The sequence below is a fragment of the Litoribrevibacter albus genome, from assembly GCF_030159995.1.
Taxonomy (GTDB): Bacteria; Pseudomonadota; Gammaproteobacteria; order Pseudomonadales; family Litoribrevibacteraceae; genus Litoribrevibacter; species Litoribrevibacter albus.
Genome location: NZ_BSNM01000011.1, coordinates 150,006 through 175,968, shown reverse-complemented (window position 1 = coordinate 175,968; position 25,963 = coordinate 150,006). Strand labels below are relative to the sequence as shown.

Sequence of the window (25,963 nt, the reverse complement as noted above, 5' to 3'; positions counted from 1 at the left end):
ATCACTCCCAGCCAAAAACTTGGCTTGTGTCTCCACCGGAGTGGAGCGTGTGTAGAGCGATCATTGGGCATTGCGGGTTTAAGCCTGGCGATTATCGATTATTATAGCTTTGACGGCTTCACCGTTAAGGTGTCAGCCGCTGAGTAACCGAAGGTCTTAGGATCGTACATGGCTTCCGCAAAAACAGGCGGTACGACGAAGTCACCCGAGGCCGTTGCTTTGATCTTGTAGCTGAGCTCGGTCACACCGCTGTCAAAATCACCGTAAATCACCAATCGATCTTCCCGAATGTCGATGTATTCGGAATCCCAATACCCTTGGCGACGATCAACGGAGCTGCGAAGTACCTCAAATCCGCCCGGTTGCAAATCCACCACCGCGACACTGTCTACACGACGGCTGCCAGTGACACGTACTTTCAGTTTCACGGTCACTTCCTGGCCTTGATGAATCTCGGTCAATGCTTTGCCATCTTCATCATACAGCTCTTTAACGATCTCGATGCCTTGATTGTTCTTTACCTCTGAAACCGCACGATCAAATCCGGCCTGAACCGTCTGATAGAAGAACGGATGAGGTGCTTTCAATCGAGTTGATTGGGTGTTCAGCGCCAAATCACGGGATGCAAAACCGGCATTCGACAGTTTAGTCAGCAACTCATACTCACCTGGTTTGATTTCGATAGAAATCTTATCGTCACCGTACTTAGCTCGGTTACGGCTACTGTAAGCACTTAATGCCAGCGTTGTGTATGACGCATTGATGGTAGTCAGGTTGCCTTCTTTGCTCGGAATCAACAGTCGCTCCATCGTGTCTTGTGCTGGCAATGTTTCCATCACCGCAGGGAAGTGGTTCGCCACCAGATACACGTATTGGGCAAACTGGGTATCAGCAGTTTGATAGTTGGTGATGCCTTGCGCTTCTTTGGCTGGATCAAACAGCTTGATCAGACGGTCGGCTTCCTCTTGCTTCTTCAACAGCTGATAGGACGCCGCCAAATAACTGGAGGTGATGTCTTGCTGCCAGTTCAAAGCCGATGCTTCTAATACTTGATGAAGGTCGATCAAGTAACTGGTGGCAACGCTTTGATTACGGATCAGAAGATAAATTGCCAACGCGCGGTGACGTGCAGAAATCAAATCGTCTGTCTGTTTGCTGGCAAGTACACGAATTCTCGAGATGGCATTTTCAAACATGTCATCAGGTACTTTAAAGCCCGCTGCTTTTGCTTCGGTCAATAAGTGGCTCGCATATAAAGTAGGGAAGGTCGCCGAGTATGCACTGCTGGACCATAGGCTGAAGCCACCGTCGCTGTGTTGACGACTTCTTAGGGTGCTGATCAGCGTTGCCAGTTTCTCTTCGGTCTCAGGGCGTTGATCCAGGTATTCCGGCTGAGCGGTTAGATTAATCCAAGGGAACACCTGACTGGTCATTTGCTCGGTGCAGCCATGAACATAATTTGACAGATAGGTGGTTAGTCCTCGGGTAATCGCCATTGGGCTGGCAGAGGCAACTACTTGCTTCTCACCGAAGGCATTAAATAGTTTACGGGTTAGCGGAAGCTCAGTGTCTCCGTCACTGTAACCGGTACTCACCTGAGTTTGGAATGGCGCCGCAGGGCGGATACTCAGGCTCGCTGAACGCTGAGCTTCTTCTGCAGAAACTTCATTGCCAACATCAGTCGCATCCGTGCCAATGGTTGAGCCTGCGTAGTGAGCCATAAAGGTAAGATTTCCTTCACCTAGGATTTGGCCTGAGTTTTGGTTTTCATCTTTGCTTGGCTCTTTCACTTTTACCCGGAAGGTCGCTTTGTCTTCACTCCCTTCAGAAATGGTTAGCTTGCGAGTTTTATCGCCAAGAATTTCCAGGTTATTCGATGCTTTGACCTGTACGGTGATATTGGCGTTATCGCCAGAATCTTGAATCAGATTCGCCACTCCAAGTGTCACATCAAACTCATCTCCCGGTGATGCCGTTGTCAGTACGTTAGGTGATAACACAAACGGGCCGCGTACCAGACTGTCTTTGCTGGTGGCTCCCAGTGCTTGCTCTGACACGGCCACTGCCATGACGCGAAGGTTACCACTGAAGGTATCTGGTACGACAAACTCTGTGCTGCGTTCGGTTTGGTCGGCTTCCAGGACGCCAGACCAGAATACGGCTGGCTTGTCGAGCTTACGCTGGAATGGGTTGAGGTTCGCGGCCATCAGTTTCATGGCCTCTGCGCCACCACCAATACCGGCGTGTTGCAGTAGCGTTCTGTACTCCGGCAAGATCAGATCCAGCATTTGGTAGGTGCGAACCTGCAAGGCGCGTTTGCTTAGGAAGTGATCCAAAGGTGCTGGTGTTTGATAACCTGCTACCTGCAAGATGCCTTCGTCTACAGCGAATACGATGATTTTAGAGGCTTTGTTCGTGGTGTAACCAATTTTCATTGGTTTGCCTGGGCGAACAATGTCTTGGGTATTCAGTTGAATATCCACCTCTCGGCTGCTGCGATCAATATTGAATGGTTTTACCGCATAGCTGAGTGGGCTCATGAAAATCTCTTTGGCATCCTGAGCACGAATGAAAGCCACATTCACATAGGCGTTGCCTTCGATGCCTTCCGGCAAACGAATCTTTTGCAGGGTGCTATTGGTGGACGTTTTGAACCACTTGTGCGCGTGTACTTTGTTGCTTTCGATGGTGATCAAACCAGAACCTGCATACGGCGCAACAATGTTCATTTCGATCCAGTCGCCTGGCTTGTAATCGGCCTGATTTAGCTTGAGTGACAGCTCAGCGTTTTGCTCAAGGCGTCCGGCCATATTGCCTTCGGCAACCACTTGATAATCGATCTTGGTCAGAAGTTGTTGATCCGCATCCAGCAATTGCAGTTGGAAGTCGCCTGCATCGGTAGTGTCCAGCGCAAGCGTGTTGTCTGCGGTGGTTAGCTCAAATGCGGTTTCTTTGATTAACTTCGACTTAATGATCGATTGATAACTGTAAGTGCCATCTTTCGCCATCACTAAAGTAGACACCGGCTGCTTGCGAATCAATTGCAGAGTCAAACCTTCCAGTGCGATACGCTCCAGTTTTGGATTTACTGCGATCAAGGAAATAGAGCGGGCTTGTTCTTTATTGAGATAATTCAAACCACCATCAGCTTTGTAACCCACCAATTGAGTCAGTGGTGAAACCAATGCCTGGTTTTGAGCGAACACACTGCGACCACCGCCGGCTTCAAATCCTTCGGCTTCAAAATGAAGGCGATAGGTGCCTTTGGCGTATTGATTCAGTAGCAGGTCAAATTTTGCGTAACCATCGGCATCGGTGGTTTGGTCGGTTAAACGCTCGTTGATGACACGCAATTGCGCTTGTTCATCGCGTAATGGATCAACAAAACGATATCCTTTGAACTGACTGAAATAGAACTCGGATGGGGTTAGATCCAGCGTTGCAGACACTTTTCGATCTTGAGCCGGAGTACCGAATAGGTTTTTCAGTTCAATCTGAGCCTGGATTTGTTCCTGGTTGAACCAGCCTTTTGATAGATTTGGAATCAGTGACGAGCTGATCTTCATGGTATCCGGCTGGAATTCCTCGACGGTAAAGTCCACTCCGCCCAGTCGGTAATCCAGATAGCCCTGTTTGGTCAGTAAGTAGAGGTTTGCTTGGTATTGGCCTGTGCTACTGGTCAGTTTGGTCTTAAAGGATAAGTCGAACAGACCTTCTTTATTGAGCGTGAGCTTTTTACTCAAGACCTTCTTGCCGCGTGCGTCGGTGATGGTGAATTCCAGTGGTAGGCCAGCGGTAGAGCGGAAGTCGCTGTCTTTCACAATATTGGCAAACTTGACGGTTTCACCAGGGCGATAAATACCACGGTCGGTAATCACATAGGCAGATAATTGATTCTGATCTGACCCCATCTGTGTTTCACCGGAGACATCAAATCGGGAGTAGTTGATCTGGCGAGTGTATTGATCATACGGTAGGAAGGTGCGGTCCTTACCTTTAGAGACTAAGAAAACCGTGGGTTGTTGTTCACGATAGAGACGGCTTAAATCGTGCAGTTCAACCTGCCCTTGTGGATCAGTTGTGCCAGAGAATACAGGCACACCGTTTTTACCCAAGACTTCGACAGAGGCATTGGCCACAGCCTGGCCGGTGGCGATGGATTGCACAAACACATGCTGGCGATTGAAATCACGGGTCTTCTTAACGATCACGCCCAGGTCTGTTACTACAATCAGACGTTTGTCTTCCTGACCGTAGACCTGACGGTTGCGGTTCATGTCCCAACCGGACACTTCCACAAAGAACACGCCCATACCGGCTTCTTTCAAATAAGAAGCTAACGAAACGGAGGCGTAGTTCAATTCTTTTGGATGCTTTTTGCTGAGCTTTAAAATTTGTTCATAGGCAACCGTGATGTTGTCTTTCGAGAACTCATAGTTTCGGAAATATGGGTTCTGAACATCACCACTGGTTTGGCTGATCAGGTGGTTCAGCTGCTTGTCTTGTAGTTTGTGAATGCCGACTTTTAACGCTGTATGACCACGAGACATCAGACTCAGGGTTTTATCACCAGACAGTGAAAGCAGGGAACCGTCACCCATGATGCTGGCTTCTTTCGGGTAATCATCAATGTAGATCACTTCATGGAAGTTCTTCGCCAGGGCGTAATCGCTACTCGATTTCATGCCTTTCTTGACGTTCACATAGATAGCGCGGCCTTCCGGTACATCCAGTTTTAGATTGTAGTAAGGGGCGCTTGCGTGCTCGTTTTCCATCCATTCAGGCGAAAGTTTTTGCATCTTCTTCTTGGACAGAGACAAGGCGCGATCAATATTCCAACGACGATCCTTCTTAGGTAGCAGGTAGACCTCAAGGTTGCTCTGAACTTCATCTAAGGTAATGCCATCGGTGAATTGCAGGCTCAGGATTTGTTCTGGCTGATTGTCCTGGTTTCTTAGAATTCGAACGTCGGCATTGCTGACTTTCAGGAAGTCGCTGATGTTGGGTAACAGAACCTTTTTGTTAATTCGGTTGCTTAGCGTTGCGTCAGATCCGACGGTTTTTAGCTCTTTTGAGACTTTTAAATAGGCGTATTGATCATGAACAGGCAGGCTGATTTGCTCACTCTTCAAGTAAATTTCACGATCATTCAAGCCGTAGTTAATCTCAAAACTCGGTTTATAGGTCTTGCTTAAATCCTCGCCACCGTCTTGAGGTTGAATAATTTCGAAGCCTACATGCTCTCTGAGGGTTTCTTTATCCACAGGGTGACTGAATGACACGGTTGCCACTAAATATTGGGCATTTCGTTTTGTTGGATCTTTATACAAGCGGAAGTCTTCTGTGGAAGCAGAGAAATCACGTGTGGTGAATTCATAACTCAAATCCGCCATTTCAATGTGATCCGCAAAGAAGTTTTCAGCGAAAGTCACTTTGTATTCCTGGTTCGCAGGCCAGTCTGCATCCGGGGTAAATTGAATGCGGTTGTCACCCACCCAGCGCCATGTACCTGCGCGGTTAGGGAAGAGCTTAATGCCTTGAGTGATCTCCTTATCGACTTGCTCAATCGGAGCCACTGAAAGGCGAGTATCCGGTCGCGCAATCAAGCCCGTAGACAGGTAGTTGGAGAAATCTACGGTTTGATAATCAAAAGAGATTGTCAGGGGTTTTGGCCGGATGGTCTCTTCATTCTGTGAGATTCCCGGTTGGCTGAGTAACGCCGTGACTTTCGGCGGTTTGGGAACAAACAGGTGATACCATGTGCCGCCCAATAGTCCAAAAATAATGAGACTGATCGACCAGAATTTCTTGGGTTTGGTGCGACGGGTTTCATTTAGTCCGGACAGCCATCCAGGCACCGTCCAGCTGATGCCGAGAAAACGAAAAAAGATCAGGTTCAGCACCCAGGTGATGGGTGAAAAGACTAATTTAACAACGAACCAGATAATCGACATCAAGCTTGATGCGATAGCAAACATGGCACTTCTCCCTGTGGCATTTTCTTTGAAATATTTTAGACGACGTTACTCGAACGTGAGGCGGTGAAGTATAACTTTCGCACCAAGATGCGTCATTGTAAAAAACAATGTTATTGTTTCAGATTGTAAAGGTATGGACTGCGGTGAAATGCCTAGGGAAGGAATTATTTAATGTTTTACCCGAGACAGCATCAAGGCTTTTTCATCGCCGGCGAAAACCCCAAGATGGGCGCTAACGCAGTGAGGTAGGGCAGCGAGCGAATAACCACCTTCCAGCATACTGACAATTTTTCCGCCGCAATATTTATAAGCTTGGTTTTGCAACCAACGGGTGAGCCAAGCAAAGTCTCGGGTTTCCCACTCAACGGTCGCCATTGGATCTTGTCGGTGGGCATCAAACCCAGCAGAAATAAGTATGAGTTGTGGTTGGTGGATGGCGAGCGCCGGTTCCCACACGTCGTGTACCGCCTGACGCATAAACTCCCCATTGCTGTGCTCTTCAATCGGCAAATTTACAATGTGTTCGGGCAATCCATACCAGTGGCTATTCGGGTAATAAGGGTGTTGGAATGAAGTGCAGACTAACGCTCTTGGATCATCGCGCAAACACTCGATGGTGCCGTTGGCTTGATGAACATCAAAATCAATAATAGCGACGCGCTCTAAGCCGTAATGGTCCAGGGCGTATTTGGCCGCTATGGCAATATTGCTGAAGAAGCAAAACCCCATCGCCTTACGAGGTTCAGCATGATGACCTGGCGGACGAGTCGCACAAAAGGCCACTCGGCTGTTCTTACCTGACGTGCCATCAGATGCTTTTCCTAATACTGCATCCACCGCATTCATACCTGCACCGGCCGCGTACCAGATGGCATCCATTGAAGTTGGACTCAGCGCCGTATCTTCGTCCACCATAATCAAGCCATGAGCGGGCTCAATCCCTAACAACTGATCTATGTAACCGGCAGGGTGAACCGTCTCAACCCATTTACGATCCGCCTTCGTGGCCATCTCTTTATTTAATGCATCAAAAAACGGCTGCTTTTCCAGATGCTTCATTATCTCAATCAAGCGTTCCGGGCATTCCGGGTGGTGATCCGTCATGCGGTGATCCAGGCAAGCGGGATGCGTAATAAAGGTGATGTCTGACGAAGAGTGGTCTGTCATGGGCTTTGGCAGTGATTCGGTCGGTTTAATTTTTGGCAAAGTATACCCTCTAACTTAGCCGTGTCGTCAAAAAAAGTATTGAGATAGGTTAATCTTTGTTTAGTTCCCACATGCTTTCTAAGGGCAAGCGCAATATACTGCGCAGACAACCTATCCACAGAGTTCATAAAGGGATTTAACTTGTAGGTCTGAATGGTATGGCAACTAAATATCTCAAATACTTTTTTGAACCCCGCTCGATTGCAGTGATTGGGGCTTCGGATAAAGAAGGCAAGATGGGGCAGATTGTCCTTAAAAACTTGCTGGAAAGCGATTACAGCGGGCCAGTCTATGCTGTGAACAAGCATAAGACGGGGGATATTCAGGGCGTTCCTACTTATAAGCGCATTAAATCTCTACCAGAAAAACTCGATCTGGCCGTTGTTTGTACTCCGCCCGAGACGTTATTGCTAATTATGCAGCAGTTGGTTTGGAAAGGGGTTCGGGCGGTAATGCTGCTAACGGGGGGGTTATCTCGTAAACATTCGTGGTTTGATAACAACCTGAACCAAGCCGTATTGCGTCTTGCAAAAGTAAATAACGTTCGTGTGATTGGCCCGAATACTTTGGGGCTGATGTCGTCGGTGAATCCGATCAATATTAGCTACGGGCATTTGCCAATCCATAAAGGCAATGTGGCGTATGTTGGTCAATCAGGAACGGTGGCCAGTAGTGTGCTCGATTGGGGACATGCACACGGGTTTGGTTTCTCGCACTTCATTAACCTGGATGACCGTGGCGATGTGGACCTTGCCGACATTGTGGATTATTTGTCTCTGCATCGTTCGGTTCGGGTAATTTTGCTGCATGTGGAACACATCAAGCGGCCGGAAAAGTTCATTGCTGCTGTTGGTGCTGCGGCTAAAGCCAAGTTAGTGGTTGCGGTGCGAACCGGAGACAGTGAGGCGGTGATTGGTGAGGGCCATCGTGTAGCTCAGGGCATTCACGATTCAGGACGCATCTATAAGCAGATGTTCCGTCGCTTAGGGGTGATGCAGTTGCGCTCTCCCTTGGATTTGATGGAAAGCCTGCCGATTCTTGAACAGCAACGTCGATTTAAAGGTAATCGGTTAGCTATTTTATCCAACAGTATCGGTATGGCGATGGTCGCCACGGATCGTTTGTATGATCACTCTCGTACGGATCTGGTGAAACTGAGTGACGACACCATTGAGCAGTTAAGCAAGGTATTGCCTAAATACTGGTCTCATCAAAACCCGGTGGATCTTGAAGTCGGGGCGTCAGCGAAGACGTATATCAAAGCCGCTGAAATTCTCTCTCGTGACCCGAATGTGGATAACTTGTTGATTTTACACGTGCCGAGTGCTCACGCGCATTCCTATGATATTGCGGAAGCGTTAGTACAGCATCGTGATAAGTTGCGTGTTCCTATTATGACCTGTTGGGTAGGTGAGGGCAGTCTAGCGAAAGCGCGCTCTTTGTTTGATCAACACGGTATTCCTTCGTTTAATAGCCCGGAAGTTGCTGCTCAAGCGTTTCGTCAGTCGGTAAATTATCACTATTCGCTCTCTATTCTCAGAGAAACACCTCTCCGATTGAAGCTTGATGAGTACAAGCAATCCTCGATTGATATTCTGGATCGCTACATCAATGGCGATGAGTTAGCACCGGATACTCTGGTGACGTTGCTTAGCAACTATGGTTTGAAAGTTGTCGATACCGCGTTTGATGATGACCCCTATTCATTAATTCAAAAAGTGGAGAAGCTGGGTTACCCGGTTAATTTAACGATCATCAATCAGCGACGTTTAACGCCCTTTTCCTATCGGGATGATCCGTTGAAGTGGCGGGGCTGTCAGCGCAATATTGTTGATGCCAATGAGCTGGCTCAAGCGGCTGAAACGCTTGTCCAGCGTTACAAGAAGCAAGACCCGAATGAGCGTTTAATCTGTTTTAGTGCTCAGAAAGTGCTTAAACCTACCTTTGGCTTGCAGTTCAATATGGGGGTGACACGGGATGACACCTTTGGCCCGATTATTTTCTTCGGTGCAGGTGGTTCAACCGTAAATATTCGTGCGGATCGTCAGGTGGCTTTCCCACCATTGAATATGACATTGGCCAGTGATTTGGTTCGACGATCTTATGTGTCTCATTTGTTGAGTGATTTTGGTGACATTGGGGAGTTGCAGAAAAAGATTTTGGCAAAGGCCTTAGTGACCTTGTCGCAGTTGGTTATTGATCATCCTTCGTTGGCTTTGTTGGAAGTCTCAGCGCAGTTTGAGCATAAGGATCAACTGGTTGTTTACGATGCCTCTGCGACGGTGGGGCAGAAGAGTAGAACCTTATTCCACGGCTATCCTGAAGAATTAACGACTAAATACGAGTTGAAACGAAGTAAAACGTCCGTGACTTTACGCCCGATTATGGCGGAGGATGCTCATGCGATCATCGAGTTTCAGGACAGTATTTCACCCGAAGCAAACCGTTTTAGATTCTTCCATCGACAGGCACGTTTTTCGGCCACAGAAATCGCCCGGTTAACCCAAATCGATTACGACCGGGAAATGGCGTTTGTAGCGACGCAGAAAAAACCGCATTCTCACGAAGATAAGATCATCGGTGAAGTTCGTACTTGGACGGACCCGGACAACGTCAGTGCCGAATTTGCCGTGATGGTTCAGGATCAACAAACGGGTGAAGGGCTTGGAATGGCCTTGATGAAAAAAATGATTAAGTACTGTCGCCGTCGAGGTACGCTATCAATGGTGGGTACCGTACTTCCTGATAACTCAGGTATGCTAAAACTGGCCGAGAAATTGGGCTTTGAGACGCGATATAACTCTGAAGAACAGGTTACGGAGTTGTATATGCCGCTTAATAAGCCAAAAGAAAGTTGGCAGAAAGTCCGTTTGGCGGAACTGGCAGGAAAGTAGTTAACTACAAACAAAAACGCCCTGATATTACAGGGCGTTTTTGCGATTCAAGCGTAGTAATTACGCTTTAAATGCTTCGTGAAGGTTGCTGATGTACTTATCAACCAAGCCTTCAAATTCCATCTTAACCACTGGCGAAATCATCGCACGAGTCAGCTTTGGCAGCGGCAAGGTCAAAGTTGCTTTGGTGTCGAATACGACATCGGTGCCACCGTCAGCATTTTCAGTAATTTTCCAAGTACCAAATACTTGTGCATTACTGTCTTTGGTTTTTGCAGGCTTCCATGAGATATCGCGCGTCGAAGCGTCTGACTGATATTCACAGGCGTACACGGTTTGAATAGATGCAGAACCTGCGCCTACTTTTTCCATCTCCCAACGATATTGATTGTCTGCTTCTTTAACCAGGTTCTCTAGCTTAGGGAAGTGGCTGGTGGATTCAGGTACGTCAGCCAATAACTCGAATACTTTGTCTGCATTCGCGGCGACTGAAAAAGATTTGTTGATTTCAATGGTAACGTCAAAAGCCATTGTAGTTCCTTAACGATTTATACATCCGAGTGAAATTGTGAGGATATGGATCTGATACACGATAAATCATATCCCTTTATTATTAACGGAGCATTGTAGAAGTTGAGGACAAAAGAAGAAAGTGGTGAATGCGCCATCCGTGTCGGATAGTGACGTGGTTGGGTAGTGTTTACTGAAAAATTCTATATATGGAGTGCTAGGTGAAAAGTATTGGTGGACATTAAAAATAGTTAGATCTGTGTAACTTGTGTCTCACTTTCGTTTGTTTCTTTTGTTTTTGGATAGTTAATTAAGACTCCTCAGTTTAGATAATGATCTACTTTGTCGAAATTTATCTTGATCACAAAGGAATGTGACTATGTTTCCAAAAGAGTTTTATTTAATTCCCGAAGAAATCTTCAGAATGGGAAATGCTTCAGAGCCAAAGCTTTCGAATGTACGAGCCAGAGATGTGAATACTATGGAAGTGAATGGTATTAGAGTTATTATTGCGAATGGCAAAGGAGTGAGCGTTTTTGACAAAGTGGGGATTAATGAATCTCCTATGAATGGGTGGGTTTGGAGATTTCCTCCAAATTGTAATCTTCCAGCGGGGCTAAAATTTGTGCAGGATAAGCCTCATCATTATTGTATTGCTCCCATTCAGAATATGCCTGTTGATAAGTATAAGGGGCTACTTGAAGAAATGGCCTTGAAAGCCCAAAGGGTTTATAAGAAAGAAGGTAAGGTTGTATGAGCAGAATTGATTTAGTTTTCGCCGAATCTGAACTAAAAATTATCCTGGAAGGGCTTGCTGAGTTAGAAGCTAAAACAGCTCATATTTGTGAGACTTCGGATGACGACGATGAAATTTCTGACTATGGAAATGATCTGATTGAAATTCGTTTGTTACTTAGCTCATTGAAAGAAAAGGCAGTTAAGGAATTCGGAGATCATATTCTTAATTTTTCTAGAGAATCTCTGTAGTAAATAATCGAATGGGGGCGTAACCCCCACTTATTAATTATCACTCTTCACTAAAATTCTTAGCAATACTCTCGATCACATCCAGTAATTCATTCACGATCAACGCCATAGAGCCGGTGAATTGACTGATCGCATCTGACTCGCCCAGTTCATCATGAATTTCTTCTTGATAGGTATCGGTGAATTTAATGCGCTTGATGATTAGCTGATCATCAATGATCAGTTCCAGCTTGTCTTTCCAGTTCAGCGCAAGACGTGTGACGGACATGCCGTTATTCAGGTAATTCAACGCATGCTCATCCGCTACATCCATACCGGTTAAGCGTACTGAACCGCCGTCTTCGTCGTCACTTTTCAGTTGTGCCTCGAAGCCCAGTTCCATGTGCTGTGGTAAAGAATGCTTACCATTCAACCACGCAGACATAACGATAGCCGGTGACATTTCGGTTTGTAGCGGAACTACTGGCATTGTGCCGAGGGCTTTACGCAGTGTTGATGCAACTTCTTCTGCTTTGGAAGAGCTGCCAGCGTTTACTAGCATCATGTTCTTTTCAGGGATGATGACCGCCAATGTGTCTTGGGTACGGGAAAGTGCATTAGGAAGCAGTAGGGTGGTAATGTCTTCCTTTAGCTGAGCTTTTTCTTTACGACGAACCGGGCGGCCATGTTCTGCTTCAATTTCTGCGACTTTTTCTTCCAGACGCTCATTGATAGCCGAAGGTGGAATTACTTTTTCCTGATGGCGAAGATTGATGATCCAGGTGCCCATGATTTCATGGACTAACATGTCGGGTGCTTGTTTGATTGGTGCTGCCCAACCGTTACGTTTTCTTTCTTGCTGACCGCAAGGCTTAAAGGAAAATTCTTTTAATTTCTTTTCCAGCTCGTCAGCGGTGATTTCTAACGGACGGGTAATTTGATAACTAAAACATTGTTTAAACATAGGAATCTTTTAGGTTTCTTTATTGTTAATGCTGTGGAATAGGGTGTTGGTTAGTAGTCACTTTCCAGCTGGTTTAGACGAAGCCAGCTTTCCTGAAGTAGGCGTACCAGTTCATCGCACTTGTCTTGTGACATCAGTAACAGGTCGGAACACTCACGCAGCTGATCGTCGAATTCTTCAGGTAAACGATCCGGGAAGAGTTCATAGGCACTGGCGATTTCGAAACTTAATTCTTCGTTAAATTCAGAGCATAGTCTGTCGAGCCAGCGTTCGGTAATGGCTGCATTCATACAGTAAACCGTCTCGCCCTGAAGGTCGTTGTTCATTTCACGAAGCACTTCCCAGGCTGGGTGACCCATTTGACTGAGTTGATACTCTTCAAGATCAAGATCGGCCAGGCGTGCATCTTCATCCTCCCAGCTTTCTTCCGGGGTAATAATCGCGTCTTTGATGTCATTGTTTTCTAATGACCAAGCGGCGATCACAGGGTAGCTTTGGTCACTGTAGCTGCTGCCTTCTACGGAGATAAAACGAGGTAGTGAGTCGGTCATCGGGTTACCTTGTGCGTGATTTGTAGGATGAAACACGCAAGTTTAGCAAAGCAGGTATTACTACTGCCATGTAATTTTCATGTGAAATGGGAATTAGGTGCTTGGTATGAGTGTGCTAATTGGCAAAACGATTTTTAAATTCAGAGGGCGTTAATCCCATGATCTTGGCAAAGACTTTTCGGAAACTGTTTACGTCCTCATAACCCACATCAAAGGCAATTTGTTCTGTGGTTCGCTGAGTGGATTCGAGCAGGTTACAGGCATTTTGAATCCGTACTCGTTGAAGGTATTGCAAGGGTTTGAGGGTGGTGGCTTCGGTAAACTTTCGCAAGAACGTGCGTTTGGTCATAAAGCACAGAGACGCAAGGTCTTCAATCTTGATTGCAGTACCGTATTGTTGGTGGATATGGTGCTGAATTTTGAGGATGCTTTCTTGCCCGTGATCCATTTTGGGCATAAAACTTTCGTAGTAACGTTGTTCTCGTTTGCCGGTATCCACAATCAGATATTTTCCCAGTGCCCGCATAACTTGGGGGGACATATAGCGTGCTACCAGTTCGAGACCCAAGTCGATCCATGACATAAGACCGCCTGCTGTAATCAGATCCCCTTCATTGATCAAGATGCTTTCGGCTTGCAGCGTTATTTGTGGAAACGACGCCTTCAGATGATCGGCTAATTTCCAATGTGTTGTCACTCGACGATTATCCAGGCGTCCTGCTGCGCCTAAGATAAATGCTCCCGCACAGGCCGAACATAAAACCGCGCCCTTGTAATGGGCTTGGTTGAGGTAGTCCAGAAGCGCTTGATCCGGTGTTTGATAATAGGTGTTGTTGATGCTGGGCGGCAGAATCAGTACATCCGGGGTTTGATTTCCGGAGGGCATTTCGTCTTTGAGGTCGATAATTTTTGGTGAGAATCTCACCGAAGTCTTTTGTTCTTCGGCAAGGGTGTTTGCCAACTCGAAGAGTTCTTGCAACCCAAACGTTGCGCTCTGTAAGGCACCCGGATAATTGATGATGGAAAGCTGAATGGACTTTGTTTGGTTGGGTTTGATGTCTGATTTATGAGTTGTCATTTTTGAACTGCTTATTGTCACTTCTGCCGTCGGTCGAATATTCGCATCATACGCATAATGGCTCCTGACATTCAAACACAGTTAGGAGAAGCTTATGTCACAGGTTGCTGTTAGGTCACACACTTCGGATATGCCACAGACCGCGCTAATTTTGGTGGATTTTCAAAACGATTACTTTCCTTCGTTTCCAGGGGCCAAATTGCCTTTGGTGGGGACGGAAGCCGCAGCGGATAATGGGGCACAATTACTGGATGCTTTCAGGTCTCAGGGGTTACCTGTTGTCCATGTGCATCATGAATTTCCATCCGAACAAGCGCCGTTCTTTGCGGCCGGTTCTGACGGTGTAAGTATTCACACCAGTGTTCAGCCTAAGCCTGAGGAAGTTCGCGTGCTAAAACACAAAGTGAATAGCTTTGTGGGAACCAATCTTGATCATCTGTTGAAAGAGCTTAATGTTTCTCGATTATTTATTGCCGGCGCGATGAGTCATATGTGCATTGATGGCATCGTCAGAGCGGCTACGGATTTAGGCTATGAGTGCTTCCTGGCCCATGATGCTTGTGCAACACGGGATCTGGAATTCAATGAGGTAACGGTTCCGGCGGCGCAGGTTCATGCAGCGTACATGGCGGCATTAAGTTCAAGTTACTGTTTGGTCGATACGACAAAGGCATTGCTTGGTCATCTAGAAGTTGCTTGAACATTAATACATAACTCCTCGGCTGCCGACTGGTAGCCTTTTTTGGGATTTTTCTGGCATCTGAGTTTTGTCATTGAATACGCATCCGTGATCAAGCAAACCAGCAAATAAATCCATCATTTTCAACTAGAGTTAATTGACTACTTTCACTTCTTTTGAGTATGAGGTTTTCAGGCAATGAAAAAGATTTTGGTACTCTATTACTCTAGTTACGGACATATTGAGACGATGGCAGGGGCTGTGGCAGAGGGCGCAAAATCCCAGTCTGGTGTTGAGGTTGAGGTCAAACGGGTTCCAGAATTGATGCCAGAAGACGTTGCTAAACGCGTCGGCGTTAAAATGGATCAGGCGGCACCGATTGCGACGCCGGCGGAGTTAGAAAACTACGATGCGATCATCTTTGGTACACCCACTCGATTCGGCAATATGGCCGCTCAAATGCGAAACTTTTTGGATCAAACGGGCGGTTTGTGGGTTCAAGGAAAATTGGTGGGCAAGGTTGGCAGTGTCTTTACGTCCACTGGTACAGGTGGTGGCAATGAAACCACGGTGCAGTCGTTTCATACCACCTTATTTCATCATGGCATGATTGTGGTCGGGCTACCTTACGCATGTGCGGATCTGGCTGATATTAGTGAAGTTAAAGGTGGATCACCCTTAGGAGCAGGTTGTATCGCAGCCTCTGATGGTTCTCGTCAACCTTCTGCGAAAGAGTTGAACATGGCCCGATTCCAAGGCGAGCATGTGGCTAAAATCGTGTTATCTATGAAGTAATAGTGACCACTATTTATTCATCATGAAAGGCAAGGTAGACTACTTGATCTCACAAATTAGTCTGATTTTTTCAGAGTATTCAGTTTAGGAGATGCAGGTTGCATGCGAAATCGAATTTTACCATCGAATGGTTTTACCCTAATCGAGTTGATCATGGTTATTGTGATTTTGGCCATACTGTCTGCCTTTGCTCTTCCTAAATTTGCCCAACTTTCCTCATCTGCTAAAGCGGCAACCATCAACAGCATTGCCGGTTCCATGCGTTCGACCATTAGTATCATCCGAAGTAAAGCCTTTGTGCAGGGATTAACAATAGCGTCATCGAACCCGGATGCGGGTCAGTCGGCCTATATTGTGGAAACCGAGGCTGGCCGGTCTGAAGTGGATTGGCGCAACTTGTGTCCTGAAAGTGAGGCTGAATTGGCGGATGCTTTGGATATGATGGACCATATTGATTTCACTGATAATGGTGATCTCACGGGAGTCACTAATAACCAGTATACGTTGATTGGTTATGATCAGAACGGTACCGTCAATCCAACCACTGAATGTTATGTCCGGTACGACTCTTTTGGTGACCCTGAGTGTACAGTGACTGTGAACACCGATGGTTGTTGATCGTTTTAGGTCTGTACACTCTCAAACCTTTTGAAATCGTACCTGTTTTTCAAATCTGCCAGGTCTTGTTTTACTGAGCCGTTCTAAGCTGGGTAAGAATAAATCGAATGGCTTCTTCACTTTGATAGGAATTATGGTTCGAAGGAACGATGATCTCTTTCTCTGCTTGTGATAAATGGGCACTTGGGTATTTTACAACGCCGTCGGAAATGCCATCGCATTCTGCTTGTGAATGGCATTCAGTTGCGGATTGTGACCCTATGATCGAATAGGCCGTACCTTCAATGGGGAGTTCATTCAGGGTTTCAAGTAATGGGTGTCCAGGACGAAGTACCTGGACGCTGTTAGGGCCATAGTCCCTGAGGAATGGCAACATTCGTTGCGTGATCTTATCAATACCAATCTTATCGACGAGAGCTTTGAACATTGAGATAAAGTTCTGAGGCAAATGGACTAGGCTTGAACTTACGCTACCAATAAAAGAACTGGCGGTTTCGGAACCTCTGTGTGGTGTGTCGAGAAAGAAAACCCGATTGTTTTGTGTCTGTGGCTTAAATATCAGTAGGTCCGCAATTGGATCATTTGACGCGATCGAAAGCTCTTCTGGCCGTTCTTTGAAGGTGGTGTCCCACAATTGATAACCGGAATCCACCACCATCGTATGGGCCAGAATACCGCCCATGCTGTGCCCGATGTAGACCATCTGATTTTGAGATTGATTGCCTTGAGCTTGCTTGCCTTGAGCTTGCTTGCCTTGAGTTTGATTGCCTTGAGCTTGCTTGCCTTGAGGTTGATGGCTCTTAGAGCGATGGTTGGTGTTCAATGCCAACAGTGCTTTCAATCGATTTCGAAGATGCATTCCATTGAAGAAGGGCGGTGGACCTGATGGATAAAAGGCATGCCAGATTTGATATCGACTGTGTAATTCGGCGTCGTTGAGAATATTCAGTGTGAGATATCGCCAAATTAAAGGATCGGAGTTCAATCCATGAATCATTAAGATGGGGATTTTCTCATCACTTATAGCTTCGATAGCAAAAATACCCCGACGGCTTTCTGCGAGATCTGCATTAAAGAAACCGTCCCAACTGAATTGATCTATGTTCGCGTGTTCCAACAGAAGTAAGTAGGCCGCTGCCGGTGTGTAGGCGATTTGATAGTGATTATTGCCGAGTTCAAGTGGGGTTGAATGATCCATTGGATACAATTGAATCGTTAAATGCCATCCCGTTGGGCTGCGTTCCAGAGACTTCATCACAAAGGTGGCATTACGGAAGACCCCTTCTTTCGGATAGAACAGATCTGTTCCGTAACCCGTATTGGATCGGTAAGCGATGGCGGGTACACCGAGTTGACCGTGCTCCTTAATGGTCAGATAGTCATCCAATGTTTTGAGGTGCTCCGTCAGAAAGTACTGTTGTCGTTCTTCTAATGGTGTATCCAGCGTTACACGAACATTTCCGTGAGAAAGAGATCCTTTCTGAATGAGTAGTTGGTGAACAAGAAAGGATAAGCTTTTGTTATGGGTCTGAAGCAGACCGAATTTCTCTAATGGTGATATCTGTGATCGGGTGAGCAGTTCCTGTGTGCAAATAGTTCGCAGGAGATGATTTAACAGGTTGTCGTCGAGGTGCTTGAAACATTGCGTCTTGATCTCATCAGAGGGCAGTTGCTTCCAGACCGGTAGATAAGGGTTGAGGTAGGGTGTCCCATTCGAGTGAACCAGCACCGTTTCATCGGAGGGAGTTAATACAATAAAACGGCCTGAACTGCACCCCGCCAACACGATGCACACCAGCATGACCAGTACTCGCGGGCGAAGCGGGAATAGAAGCCGGAATAAAAGCACCATAAGCTATTAATTTCCGGGCTGCGTCTCAATGATTAAGGTATTGCTCAGCGTTTTATGAACGGGGCATCGATCGGCGATTTCCATCAAGCGAGCACGTTGTTCTTCCGTCAGGTTTCCAAACAGTTCAATGCGACGTGTGATTTTCTCTGCATAGGTGTCTTTCTCTTGGCACTCCTGACAGTCTTTAAAGTAGTTCTTATCGTGAGTGAGCGTTACTTTAATGTGTTTGAGGGGCAGTTGTTTGTGATCCGCATACATGCGTAACGTCATGGAGGTGCATGCGCCCAACGCCGCCAGTAAATGTTCGTAGGGATCAGGCCCAGAATCACGGCCTCCAACGCTGGTGGGTTCGTCTGCCAACCACAGGTGTTGATCGCTGACTACAAATTGAGCGAACTTGTGATCCTTTTCTTCCACCACAATTTCATTTTTTCCGGCCGATTTGGGGAGATCCCGTTGGGCCAGTTTCAACTCTGTTAAGTCAAGGTAGTGGCCAATCCAACCGGAAATAACATTGGCAACGTACTGGGAGTCTTCTTTTTTACTTAACAGATGATCAGCCTTGTCGAGTGAGACAAAACTCTTTGGATGCTTAGCAGCCTGATAGATGTATTCGGCTTGTTTAATCGACACGGTGTCATCAAGTGGCGAATGCATAACCAGTAGCGCTTTTTTGTTTAAGGCAAACATCTCCTGACTGTGTTGTTTGACGTCGTCCAGAAACTGTTTTTTGATCTTGAAGGTACGCAAGCCCAGTTTTACTTCGGCCTCTCCTTGGCGTTCAATTTCATCTATGGCACTGACAAAATTATGAGTCACATGTTCTGCCTGGGCGGGGGCACCAATGGTGACCACGGCTTTGCATTCCGGAATATCATTCGCCACCGACAGTACGGCGGCACCGCCAAGAGAGTGTCCGATGAGCGCCTGTGGCGCCTGGTGATGGGTTCGTAAAAAGTCTGCGGCACTTAACAGATCCTGCAGGTTTGAGGAGAAGTTGGTGTTGGCAAAGTCGCCGTCACTGTTACCAAGGCCGGTGAAGTCGAAGCGCAGCACGGCGAAGCCTTCTCCCACCAGGGCTTTTGAAATTCTGGAGGCAGCGGCGATGTCTTTTCCACAGGTGAAACAATGGGCGAACAAAATGTAAGCGAGAGGTTGGTCAAGTGGCGTCTCCAGAAGACCCGCAAGGGTTTGTCCGTTGCTTTGAAATTCTACTTTTTCTCTCATTTGACTGCTCCTAGTGCCACGTATTCCAGGTTGTCTTCAGGAATGTTAGGAAATTCTTGCGCCTTCCAGCGGGTTTTGGCGTCTTCTATTCTGTCACGACTGAATGACACAAAGTTCCAATGGATAAAAGGTGTTTTGGCAAACTTCTTTCCACCTAACACAATACAGCGGGTATGACGTGTGCAGCGAATGTGTGTGTCTTCTTCCTCCAACAGAACAAAGTCCCCTGCTTCATAGGTTTGACCCTGGATTTCGATCTGACCATATATGAGGTAGATGGCGGTTTCCTGATGGGCTTGTGGTTGGTCAAGGTGGGCACCGGCGGGTGCGACAACGTCCAGATAAAACATGGGGCTGTAGGTCTTGATGGGTGAACTCATGCCATAGGCTTCTCCTGCAATCAGTCGAATCATTTTTCCGTCGTGGTTCAGCTGAGGGAGTTGTTCTTTTTTGATGTGATGAAAACTTGGCTCGATGGTTTCCAGGGCTTCCGGTAAGGCTACCCAACATTGAAGGCCGTTGACCTGATGCTCTGAAGCTCGGACTTCAATGGACTCTCGTTCCGAATGTACTATGCCTCGGCCAGCGGTCATCCAGTTCACATCACCAGGGTGGATTTCCAAGTGATTACCCAGGGAATCCCGATGCAGAATACTGCCTGTGAATAAATAGGTGAGTGTGGATAAGCCAATGTGAGGGTGAGGTAAGACATCAAAGCCTACGCCGGGTGAGAAAGTGGATGGCCCCATGTGATCAAAGAAGATGAAAGGTCCCACCATCTTTTTTTGAAAGTTAGGCAAGATTCGTTTAACCACCAAACCACCGATGTCGTGTTCAGTCGCTTTGAGTATCTGGGCCATATTATTACCTCGTTTTGTGTTACCTCGTTTTGTGTTACCTCGTTCTGTGTAACCTAGTGCTGTGTACATCCCGATTGTGAGTGATTGAGTTTCTACAACGCAGCGAACAGTAAGTGAGCTGCCGAGGTTTTGTGTGTCTTAGATATGTCTGATGATTCAGTTTTAATAGGTGATTTAACTCTAGTAGCAGTTGATCAATCTGTCAGTTGAGTGCAGAAAGCGATTAAAGGGGAATTGTACGAGCTGTCTTTAACGGTCTGATGAGGAAAGTGAAGACGTGAGCGAATGACTGTAACTTCAGAAATGGAGAAGGGGATAGCTAAAAAGAACGTCCTTGTTCTACAGGAAGTCTAACATCTTAATTTTCAAACGCTTATTTCTCAAAGGTACCGTAACGAGGCTCTTCGATTTCCTCTTCACTATCTAAAAACATCTCCATGCTCTGAAATGAGTTTTCATCTTCCGCTGGATTGTAGCTATCGGTTTCCATCCATTCTTCCCGAATCTCCAGTATTTTCTCGATATTATCTAAAAACAGAGGCACCAGATTAGGATCAAAGTGTTCACCTGCTTCTTCAGTAATCAGGTTTAATGCTTTATCAATAGACCAGGCCGGCTTATAAGGGCGGGCAGTGGTCAATGCATCAAAGACATCGGCCAGGGCAACAATCCGACCTTCCAATGGAATCTCTCTGCCTTTCAAACCTCTGGGGTATCCGGTTCCATTCCATTTCTCATGGTGTGTGTAAGCGATACTGGCTGCCAGAGCCAATAACGGAGAGTCTTGATTACCGATGATCTGATGGCCGATAAATGGATGGCGTTTCATGACCAACCATTCTTGTTCTGTGAGTTTCCCTGGCTTAAGTAGTACTCGGTCAGGGATGCCTATCTTACCAATGTCATGCATCGGAGCAGCGGTACAAATCAGCTCGCACTCTTCTTCAGTCAGGCCAGCGGCTTCCGCAATGACCTTGGAATACTTACTCATCCGGATAACATGAAGCCCTGTCTCATTGTCTTTGTATTCTGCGGCGTGACCAAGGCAATGAATAATTTGCTCTCGTGTTTTGTTGAGTGCGTCAATGCGTACCAAAGATAGGTGGGTTCTGACTCGTGCCAATACAATATTGGGGTGTGCAGGTTTTGTGATGTAATCCACTGCTTTGCAGTCAAAGCCTTGTGTTTCGTGGGCGTCTCCCGACATAGAGGTGATAAAGATGACAGGTATGTCTGCTGTTTCTTTCATCTTTTTCAGTTCGGCAACTGCTTCATACCCTGACATCTCAGGCATCACAACATCCATCAGTATCAGATCCGGGGTATGGTTCAATGCGACTTCTATGGCTTGCTGACCACTTTTAGCAAACAGTAATTGGTATTGACCACCCAAAATGCCTCGTAAGACCTGAATATTCGCTGGTTCATCGTCAACGATTAAGATTCGGGATTGCTTTGTTATGGTTGTGGACAAAGATTCGTTGATTTTGCAATCTTTTATGTTGTCCATGTTCTGCTCCTTCAACTCACCGCACTGTTGTTCAGAGGGGGATCTAATTGAATGGTGGTTACTAATTTCCTTAGTTTATTTAAGTCATCCAGTGCGGCTTCATATTCCAGGTCATAGATGGTCTTTGACATACTTTCTATGACGGGCTGGAAGTTATCGTCGTTTAATGATTCTGTGAGTTCCTGAAACATTTCAGATGCATTCATATCTTTTGAGTTAAGCGCCGCTTCTAACTCGTCCAATAAAGGATAGATCTCTTCAGGAGATAGTGGCTCAGATAATTGAGCGCTTATTGATCTGGGTTCGGGGTTAAGCGTTAAAGTGATGTTCGGTAATTCAGCATGAAATTCGCTGACGGCCAGTGTCAAATCCATCAACAGGGTTTGAACTTGTTGATTTAGTGATGATGTATAGGATTCGAGGAGTTTGCTGAGCTCCGTCGATGTCTCATGAATAATAGTGGCACCCAGGTTGCCGCTGGTGCCTTTTAATCCGTGAATTACTTCATAGGCTTCTGTGAATTTCTCTTGATGTAGCAACTCGGGGAGTACTGAAACACAGGTTTCGGCCTGTGTTAGCAGTTTCTGAATTAAGTGTTCAAGTAGTTTTTTGTCCTGGCCAAGTCGGAACAATGCTTGAGTGATATTTATATGTTTGAATTGATGGTCCGAAGAGGTGACTTCTTCCAGAAGAGGTGGTGTGTTGGTCGATGAATCTTTCCAAACGTCTGAAAGCTTTCCAAAGAGTTCCTTTGGATCAATCGGTTTGGAAATGTAGTCATCCATTCCCGCATCCAGACAGCGTGCTCTGTCTTTGGCGGTAGTGTTTGCGGTCATTGCAATGATGGGAATGTCCTTCCAAAGATCATTCTCTCGTATATGTCTGGTTGCTGCCAATCCATCCATGACTGGCATTTGCATGTCCATTAGGATGGCATCAAAACCATAAGGGTTGCTTATGAGTTTTTCCAATGCAATTCCGCCATGTTCCGCGATGGTGACCGTTGCGCCAACGCCGGTAAGCATGGATTTTGCCACTTCTTGATTCACTTCGTAATCTTCAACTAGCAGCAATTGCATCCCTTTCAGCTGGTCTTGTGTCACTGCTTTTTGAGGGGTGAACGATTGATTCATTTCTACAGTGGTACTTTGTTCATCAATTATCTGTACCAAGACATCGAACAAGGAGGACGGGGTAACTGGCTTAGTTAGAATGGAGTCGAAGGTTTGGTGATCTGTATCATTCAGTAATTCATTGCCATAGGCGGTTTCCAGGATGATGACGGGTTTGTGTACGCCGAAGATGTCCTGAATTTTTTGTGCGGTGGTAATGCCATCGATGCCGGGTAATCGCCAATCTGTCATGACAATGTCATAAGGTTCATTGGCTTTAACGGCTTGCTGCGCCAGAGTTATGGCTTGTTCTCCGGTTCGGGCTAAGATGGTTTTACAGCCAAAGCTTGTTGCCATCTTATCAAGGGCTTCCAGAGCCTCGGGAGAATCTTCGACAATCAACAGATTCAACTTCTCAAAGGCATAGCGGTCATACGCCCGGTAATCGATTGTTTCTTGGCTGATGGAATAGGGCAGTGATACTTTGAAAATTGTGCCACTCCCTAATTTGCTGTCTACGGAAATGTGTCCGTGCATCAGGTTAACCAGCTGCTTAACAATGGAAAGCCCTAAGCCTGTTCCTCCATATTTGCGGGTAACGGAAGAGTCAGCTTGTTGGAAGGGGGTAAATAGATTTTCTAAGGCATCCCGATCCATACCTATCCCTGTGTCCGTTACCGAAAAGGTAATCTCTGCATTGTGGCTGTCACCCTCGCTTTCAATATCCAGTTTTACAAAGCCCTGATGAGTGAACTTTAAAGCATTGTTGATGAGGTTGGTTAGGACCTGACTTAAGCGAACCGAGTCACCGATCAAATTTCTAGGTACGTTATGCTCCAGAGTAATAATGAATTGGATGTCTTTACTTTTAGCAACGGTATGACTGATGTTGGCGATGTTGTCGATCACCTCTTCGAGGTGGAAAGGAGCGCTTTCAATATCGAGTTTGCCGGCTTCGATCTTAGAGTAATCGAGAATGTCATTGATTATGTTCAGTAACAGTTTTGATGCACTATCGACTTTTAGTAGTTGTTGTCTGTGCTTGGTCGGAAGGTTCTCTTGAAGCAGTAAATAGATCATCCCGGTGATAGCGTTCATCGGTGTACGAATTTCATGACTCATGTTGGCCAGAAACTCGTTTTTGTATTGATTGGCCTGGATAAGTTCTTTTGTTCGTTCTTCAACGGTAATTTCCAGGTGTTGACGATGATTATCTAGCAATGCTTCAAGTTGTCTTTGCTTGGTAATGTCGTTGATGTTCAGCAATATGTAGGTTTCCCCATCGTTCTGAAACGGGGAGATTCTCAACTCTGCCAGGAACTCGGTGTTATCGAGTCGGATTGCTTTGAAATCTCTGGGTTGATCCAGTTCCAGAGTGCCTAATGGCTGGTTCTTGCTCATGGATTCTTTAATGTCCGTAATGAGCATCATGATGTCGGGAAACATCTCGTGAATTGAAAAGTCGAATAACTCAACCTGTTCAAACCCAAAGAGTTTTTCTGTTTGGCTATTCCATCGTTGAATTGTGCCAGACATGTTGATGACGACCATGCCATTGGGGGAGGCATCGAAGGTTTTGATCAGCTCTTGTGTGAGATTGTTGAAGGTATTTGCCAGCAGATTGGTTTCTAGGTCATAAGAAGAAGTGTCGTCGTGAATGGTGCGTTCACCTCGTCTAATTCGCTCTGCAACAGAGGTTAAATGTTCAATTGGACGACTTACAGAACGAGACAGTGCGTAGGCGACAATTGTCGCTAAAATGATAAAGCCAATGGCCAGTTGCGTGATGGTTATTTTAAGAACGGTATAAGGGGCATATGCTTCTGCTTCATCAATCTTGGTGAGTAATCCCCAGCCAACACCCGGTAAGAAACTGGTCATGGCTAGTACCGGCACGTTGCGGTAATCGACCACGTTATCATGGAAACCCGTGTTTCTTTCCAGCGCAAGAATAATAGGAACATCGTGACGATTGGCGGGAATCGTGCGTTTAAGTGCAGCATCAGGATCAAAGCGTAGTGGAACTAAAAACCGGGCGTCTCCATTAGGTAAACGTTCTGCTAGTAAGGTCTCTCCTGTTTCACCTAAGCCGGTGTAATCCTGAGTGATTTCAGTGAGCTGGTTGCCATCGACCTTAACGTGAATTCGCCCTAGAGTCTCGCCATTGAGAATCAGGTCTGTGTGTAAGTGCAGGATTAGATCTTTGTTGATGTCGATGGATATTCTGTATTGAACCAGAGAGTGGTTTTGTTCCGCTGAAGGAATGCTCCGAAGTTGATCGTTAATGATGTTCAGGCCAATACGGGATGCATTGGTGGATGCCAGAATGACATTGTCTAGGTCTGTGATTGAAATTGTTTTGAAGTAGGGAATGGAATTCTTAGCGTCATTAAGGATACGGATCATCTTATTGACATGTTTCTCATTGGGTTCTTCTAGTTGTTTCTTTAGGGATATCCTCATTTGTGTCCGGCTGGCGACCAATTTCAAGCGTTCTTCGTTATTGCTTATAAATGCCCTCACTCGTTGACTTTGGCTTTGAGCTGCGAGTGATAAACGCTGATAGAAATTCTCATCCAAATTAATTTTAAAGTTGTACAGCGCAATACCGCCTGCAGAAATAAATGCAAGGAAGGCCATTAACAAGAGTAATAGGGTGATCTTTTGCCGTATGGATCTGGGAGGCTTTTGCTTGTTTTGCTGATCTTTTAGAGGATTGACGATGCGCACTAGGGTGCCCTCGAGTTCGGCTCTTTTTGTAGAACCTCTCAATTAATATGCGATCGCCTGGCCAGGTAATCTTATTTTCTATATTCATTGGAGTATTGTCGTGGGGTGCTATAGCGTCAAGCTGGCTTGTTACCATACTTGTGAGTTTTTATATGGATTCTTTATAGTTAAAAATCGGAGATCACTGTAGGTATTTTCGTTCGAATTTTTGAATCTCAGATTTTCAAAAGTGGGTGATAGCCATGAGGTGAGGTTTTAATGATTAGAGATGGCTGGAACAGGTTCAGTTAATCTCTTGTTATTACATTGAAATCATTCATCTTATGTGTAAGGTGAAACTGTTTAGGGTCTCTCGAAAAACTCAAAAGCATTATGGATGATCTCCTACAGGCATATAGATATATCGACCATAAAAACGCAGGCGGGTGGAGAT

Annotated in this window: 17 protein-coding genes; 6 read left to right on the top strand and 11 right to left on the bottom strand. The window is 46.1% G+C overall.

Annotated elements, in window-relative coordinates:
- Positions 1-101: 101 nt before the first annotated feature.
- Both QQL66_RS07850 and QQL66_RS07845 read right to left on the bottom strand, forming a co-directional pair.
- Positions 102-5,978: an alpha-2-macroglobulin family protein gene (locus QQL66_RS07850; protein ID WP_284380552.1), complete on the bottom strand. Its 5,877-nt coding sequence runs from the start codon at positions 5,976-5,978 to the stop codon at positions 102-104.
- A gap of 168 nt (positions 5,979-6,146) precedes the next feature.
- Positions 6,147-7,184, bottom strand: a complete 1,038-nt coding sequence (locus QQL66_RS07845) for a histone deacetylase family protein (protein ID WP_284380551.1) — start codon at positions 7,182-7,184, stop codon at positions 6,147-6,149.
- 158 nt (positions 7,185-7,342) lie between these two features.
- Here QQL66_RS07845 and QQL66_RS07840 point away from each other — a divergent pair, with 158 nt between their 5' ends.
- Positions 7,343-10,078: a bifunctional acetate--CoA ligase family protein/GNAT family N-acetyltransferase gene (locus QQL66_RS07840; protein ID WP_284380550.1), complete on the top strand. Its 2,736-nt coding sequence runs from the start codon at positions 7,343-7,345 to the stop codon at positions 10,076-10,078.
- A 60-nt stretch (positions 10,079-10,138) separates the two neighbouring features.
- On the opposite strand, the gene QQL66_RS07835 is transcribed toward QQL66_RS07840, so the two are convergent.
- Positions 10,139-10,609, bottom strand: a complete 471-nt coding sequence (locus QQL66_RS07835; protein WP_284380548.1) for an SRPBCC family protein — start codon at positions 10,607-10,609, stop codon at positions 10,139-10,141.
- Positions 10,610-10,967: 358 nt separating this feature from the next.
- Between QQL66_RS07835 and QQL66_RS07830 the strand changes: the two genes are divergently transcribed.
- Positions 10,968-11,345 (top strand): Tse2 family ADP-ribosyltransferase toxin, encoded by a 378-nt coding sequence (locus QQL66_RS07830; RefSeq protein ID WP_284380546.1) that lies wholly within the window; start codon positions 10,968-10,970, stop codon positions 11,343-11,345.
- Positions 11,342-11,575: a hypothetical protein gene (locus QQL66_RS07825; RefSeq protein WP_284380545.1), complete on the top strand. Its 234-nt coding sequence runs from the start codon at positions 11,342-11,344 to the stop codon at positions 11,573-11,575. Before QQL66_RS07830 ends, QQL66_RS07825 begins: the two co-directional genes overlap by 4 nt.
- A gap of 40 nt (positions 11,576-11,615) precedes the next feature.
- On the opposite strand, the gene QQL66_RS07820 is transcribed toward QQL66_RS07825, so the two are convergent.
- The 3 genes from QQL66_RS07820 to QQL66_RS07810 form a co-directional block, all read right to left on the bottom strand.
- Positions 11,616-12,518 (bottom strand): recombination-associated protein RdgC, encoded by a 903-nt coding sequence (locus tag QQL66_RS07820; RefSeq protein ID WP_284380543.1) that lies wholly within the window; start codon positions 12,516-12,518, stop codon positions 11,616-11,618.
- A gap of 50 nt (positions 12,519-12,568) precedes the next feature.
- Entirely contained in the window at positions 12,569-13,069 is a 501-nt protein-coding gene (locus tag QQL66_RS07815; RefSeq protein WP_284380542.1) for a hypothetical protein, read from the bottom strand.
- A 115-nt stretch (positions 13,070-13,184) separates the two neighbouring features.
- Entirely contained in the window at positions 13,185-14,147 is a 963-nt protein-coding gene (locus QQL66_RS07810) for a GlxA family transcriptional regulator (protein ID WP_284380541.1), read from the bottom strand.
- 94 nt (positions 14,148-14,241) lie between these two features.
- Here QQL66_RS07810 and QQL66_RS07805 point away from each other — a divergent pair, with 94 nt between their 5' ends.
- The 3 genes from QQL66_RS07805 (at position 14,242) to QQL66_RS07795 (ending at position 16,239) form a co-directional block, all read left to right on the top strand.
- Positions 14,242-14,847, top strand: coding sequence for a cysteine hydrolase family protein (locus QQL66_RS07805; RefSeq protein WP_284380540.1), 606 nt, complete (start codon positions 14,242-14,244; stop codon positions 14,845-14,847).
- A 177-nt stretch (positions 14,848-15,024) separates the two neighbouring features.
- Positions 15,025-15,621 (top strand): NAD(P)H:quinone oxidoreductase, encoded by a 597-nt coding sequence (gene wrbA / locus QQL66_RS07800; protein ID WP_284380539.1) that lies wholly within the window; start codon positions 15,025-15,027, stop codon positions 15,619-15,621.
- A 102-nt stretch (positions 15,622-15,723) separates the two neighbouring features.
- A complete protein-coding gene (locus QQL66_RS07795) occupies positions 15,724-16,239 on the top strand; it encodes a pilus assembly FimT family protein (protein ID WP_284380538.1) in 516 nt (171 codons plus the stop codon).
- Positions 16,240-16,309: 70 nt separating this feature from the next.
- Here QQL66_RS07795 and QQL66_RS07790 read toward each other — a convergent pair whose 3' ends face one another.
- The 5 genes from QQL66_RS07790 to QQL66_RS07770 form a co-directional block, all read right to left on the bottom strand.
- Positions 16,310-18,091 carry a lipase family protein gene (locus tag QQL66_RS07790; RefSeq protein ID WP_284380537.1) on the bottom strand — a complete coding sequence of 594 codons (1,782 nt, stop codon included), beginning with the start codon at positions 18,089-18,091 and terminating at the stop codon, positions 16,310-16,312.
- Positions 18,092-18,097: 6 nt separating this feature from the next.
- Positions 18,098-19,318 (bottom strand): bifunctional alpha/beta hydrolase/OsmC family protein, encoded by a 1,221-nt coding sequence (locus QQL66_RS07785; protein WP_284380536.1) that lies wholly within the window; start codon positions 19,316-19,318, stop codon positions 18,098-18,100.
- Entirely contained in the window at positions 19,315-20,178 is an 864-nt protein-coding gene (locus QQL66_RS07780; RefSeq protein WP_284380535.1) for a pirin family protein, read from the bottom strand. Before QQL66_RS07780 ends, QQL66_RS07785 begins: the two co-directional genes overlap by 4 nt.
- A gap of 373 nt (positions 20,179-20,551) precedes the next feature.
- Positions 20,552-21,688: an HD domain-containing phosphohydrolase gene (locus QQL66_RS07775; protein WP_284380534.1), complete on the bottom strand. Its 1,137-nt coding sequence runs from the start codon at positions 21,686-21,688 to the stop codon at positions 20,552-20,554.
- 11 nt (positions 21,689-21,699) lie between these two features.
- Positions 21,700-25,530, bottom strand: coding sequence for a hybrid sensor histidine kinase/response regulator (locus QQL66_RS07770; RefSeq protein ID WP_284380533.1), 3,831 nt, complete (start codon positions 25,528-25,530; stop codon positions 21,700-21,702).
- Positions 25,531-25,963: the final 433 nt, after the last annotated feature.

Coding starts and splice junctions, on each gene's coding strand:
- QQL66_RS07840 (WP_284380550.1), top strand. CDS start 7,343: ATGGCAACTAAATATCTCAAATACTTTTTTGAACCCCGCTCGATTGCA.
- QQL66_RS07810 (WP_284380541.1), bottom strand. CDS start 14,147: ATGACAACTCATAAATCAGACATCAAACCCAACCAAACAAAGTCCATT.
- QQL66_RS07780 (WP_284380535.1), bottom strand. CDS start 20,178: ATGGCCCAGATACTCAAAGCGACTGAACACGACATCGGTGGTTTGGTG.
- QQL66_RS07815 (WP_284380542.1), bottom strand. CDS start 13,069: ATGACCGACTCACTACCTCGTTTTATCTCCGTAGAAGGCAGCAGCTAC.
- wrbA (WP_284380539.1), top strand. CDS start 15,025: ATGAAAAAGATTTTGGTACTCTATTACTCTAGTTACGGACATATTGAG.
- QQL66_RS07825 (WP_284380545.1), top strand. CDS start 11,342: ATGAGCAGAATTGATTTAGTTTTCGCCGAATCTGAACTAAAAATTATC.
- QQL66_RS07785 (WP_284380536.1), bottom strand. CDS start 19,318: ATGAGAGAAAAAGTAGAATTTCAAAGCAACGGACAAACCCTTGCGGGT.
- QQL66_RS07775 (WP_284380534.1), bottom strand. CDS start 21,688: ATGGACAACATAAAAGATTGCAAAATCAACGAATCTTTGTCCACAACC.
- QQL66_RS07820 (WP_284380543.1), bottom strand. CDS start 12,518: ATGTTTAAACAATGTTTTAGTTATCAAATTACCCGTCCGTTAGAAATC.
- QQL66_RS07835 (WP_284380548.1), bottom strand. CDS start 10,609: ATGGCTTTTGACGTTACCATTGAAATCAACAAATCTTTTTCAGTCGCC.
- QQL66_RS07830 (WP_284380546.1), top strand. CDS start 10,968: ATGTTTCCAAAAGAGTTTTATTTAATTCCCGAAGAAATCTTCAGAATG.
- QQL66_RS07795 (WP_284380538.1), top strand. CDS start 15,724: ATGCGAAATCGAATTTTACCATCGAATGGTTTTACCCTAATCGAGTTG.
- QQL66_RS07805 (WP_284380540.1), top strand. CDS start 14,242: ATGTCACAGGTTGCTGTTAGGTCACACACTTCGGATATGCCACAGACC.
- QQL66_RS07850 (WP_284380552.1), bottom strand. CDS start 5,978: ATGTTTGCTATCGCATCAAGCTTGATGTCGATTATCTGGTTCGTTGTT.
- QQL66_RS07790 (WP_284380537.1), bottom strand. CDS start 18,091: ATGGTGCTTTTATTCCGGCTTCTATTCCCGCTTCGCCCGCGAGTACTG.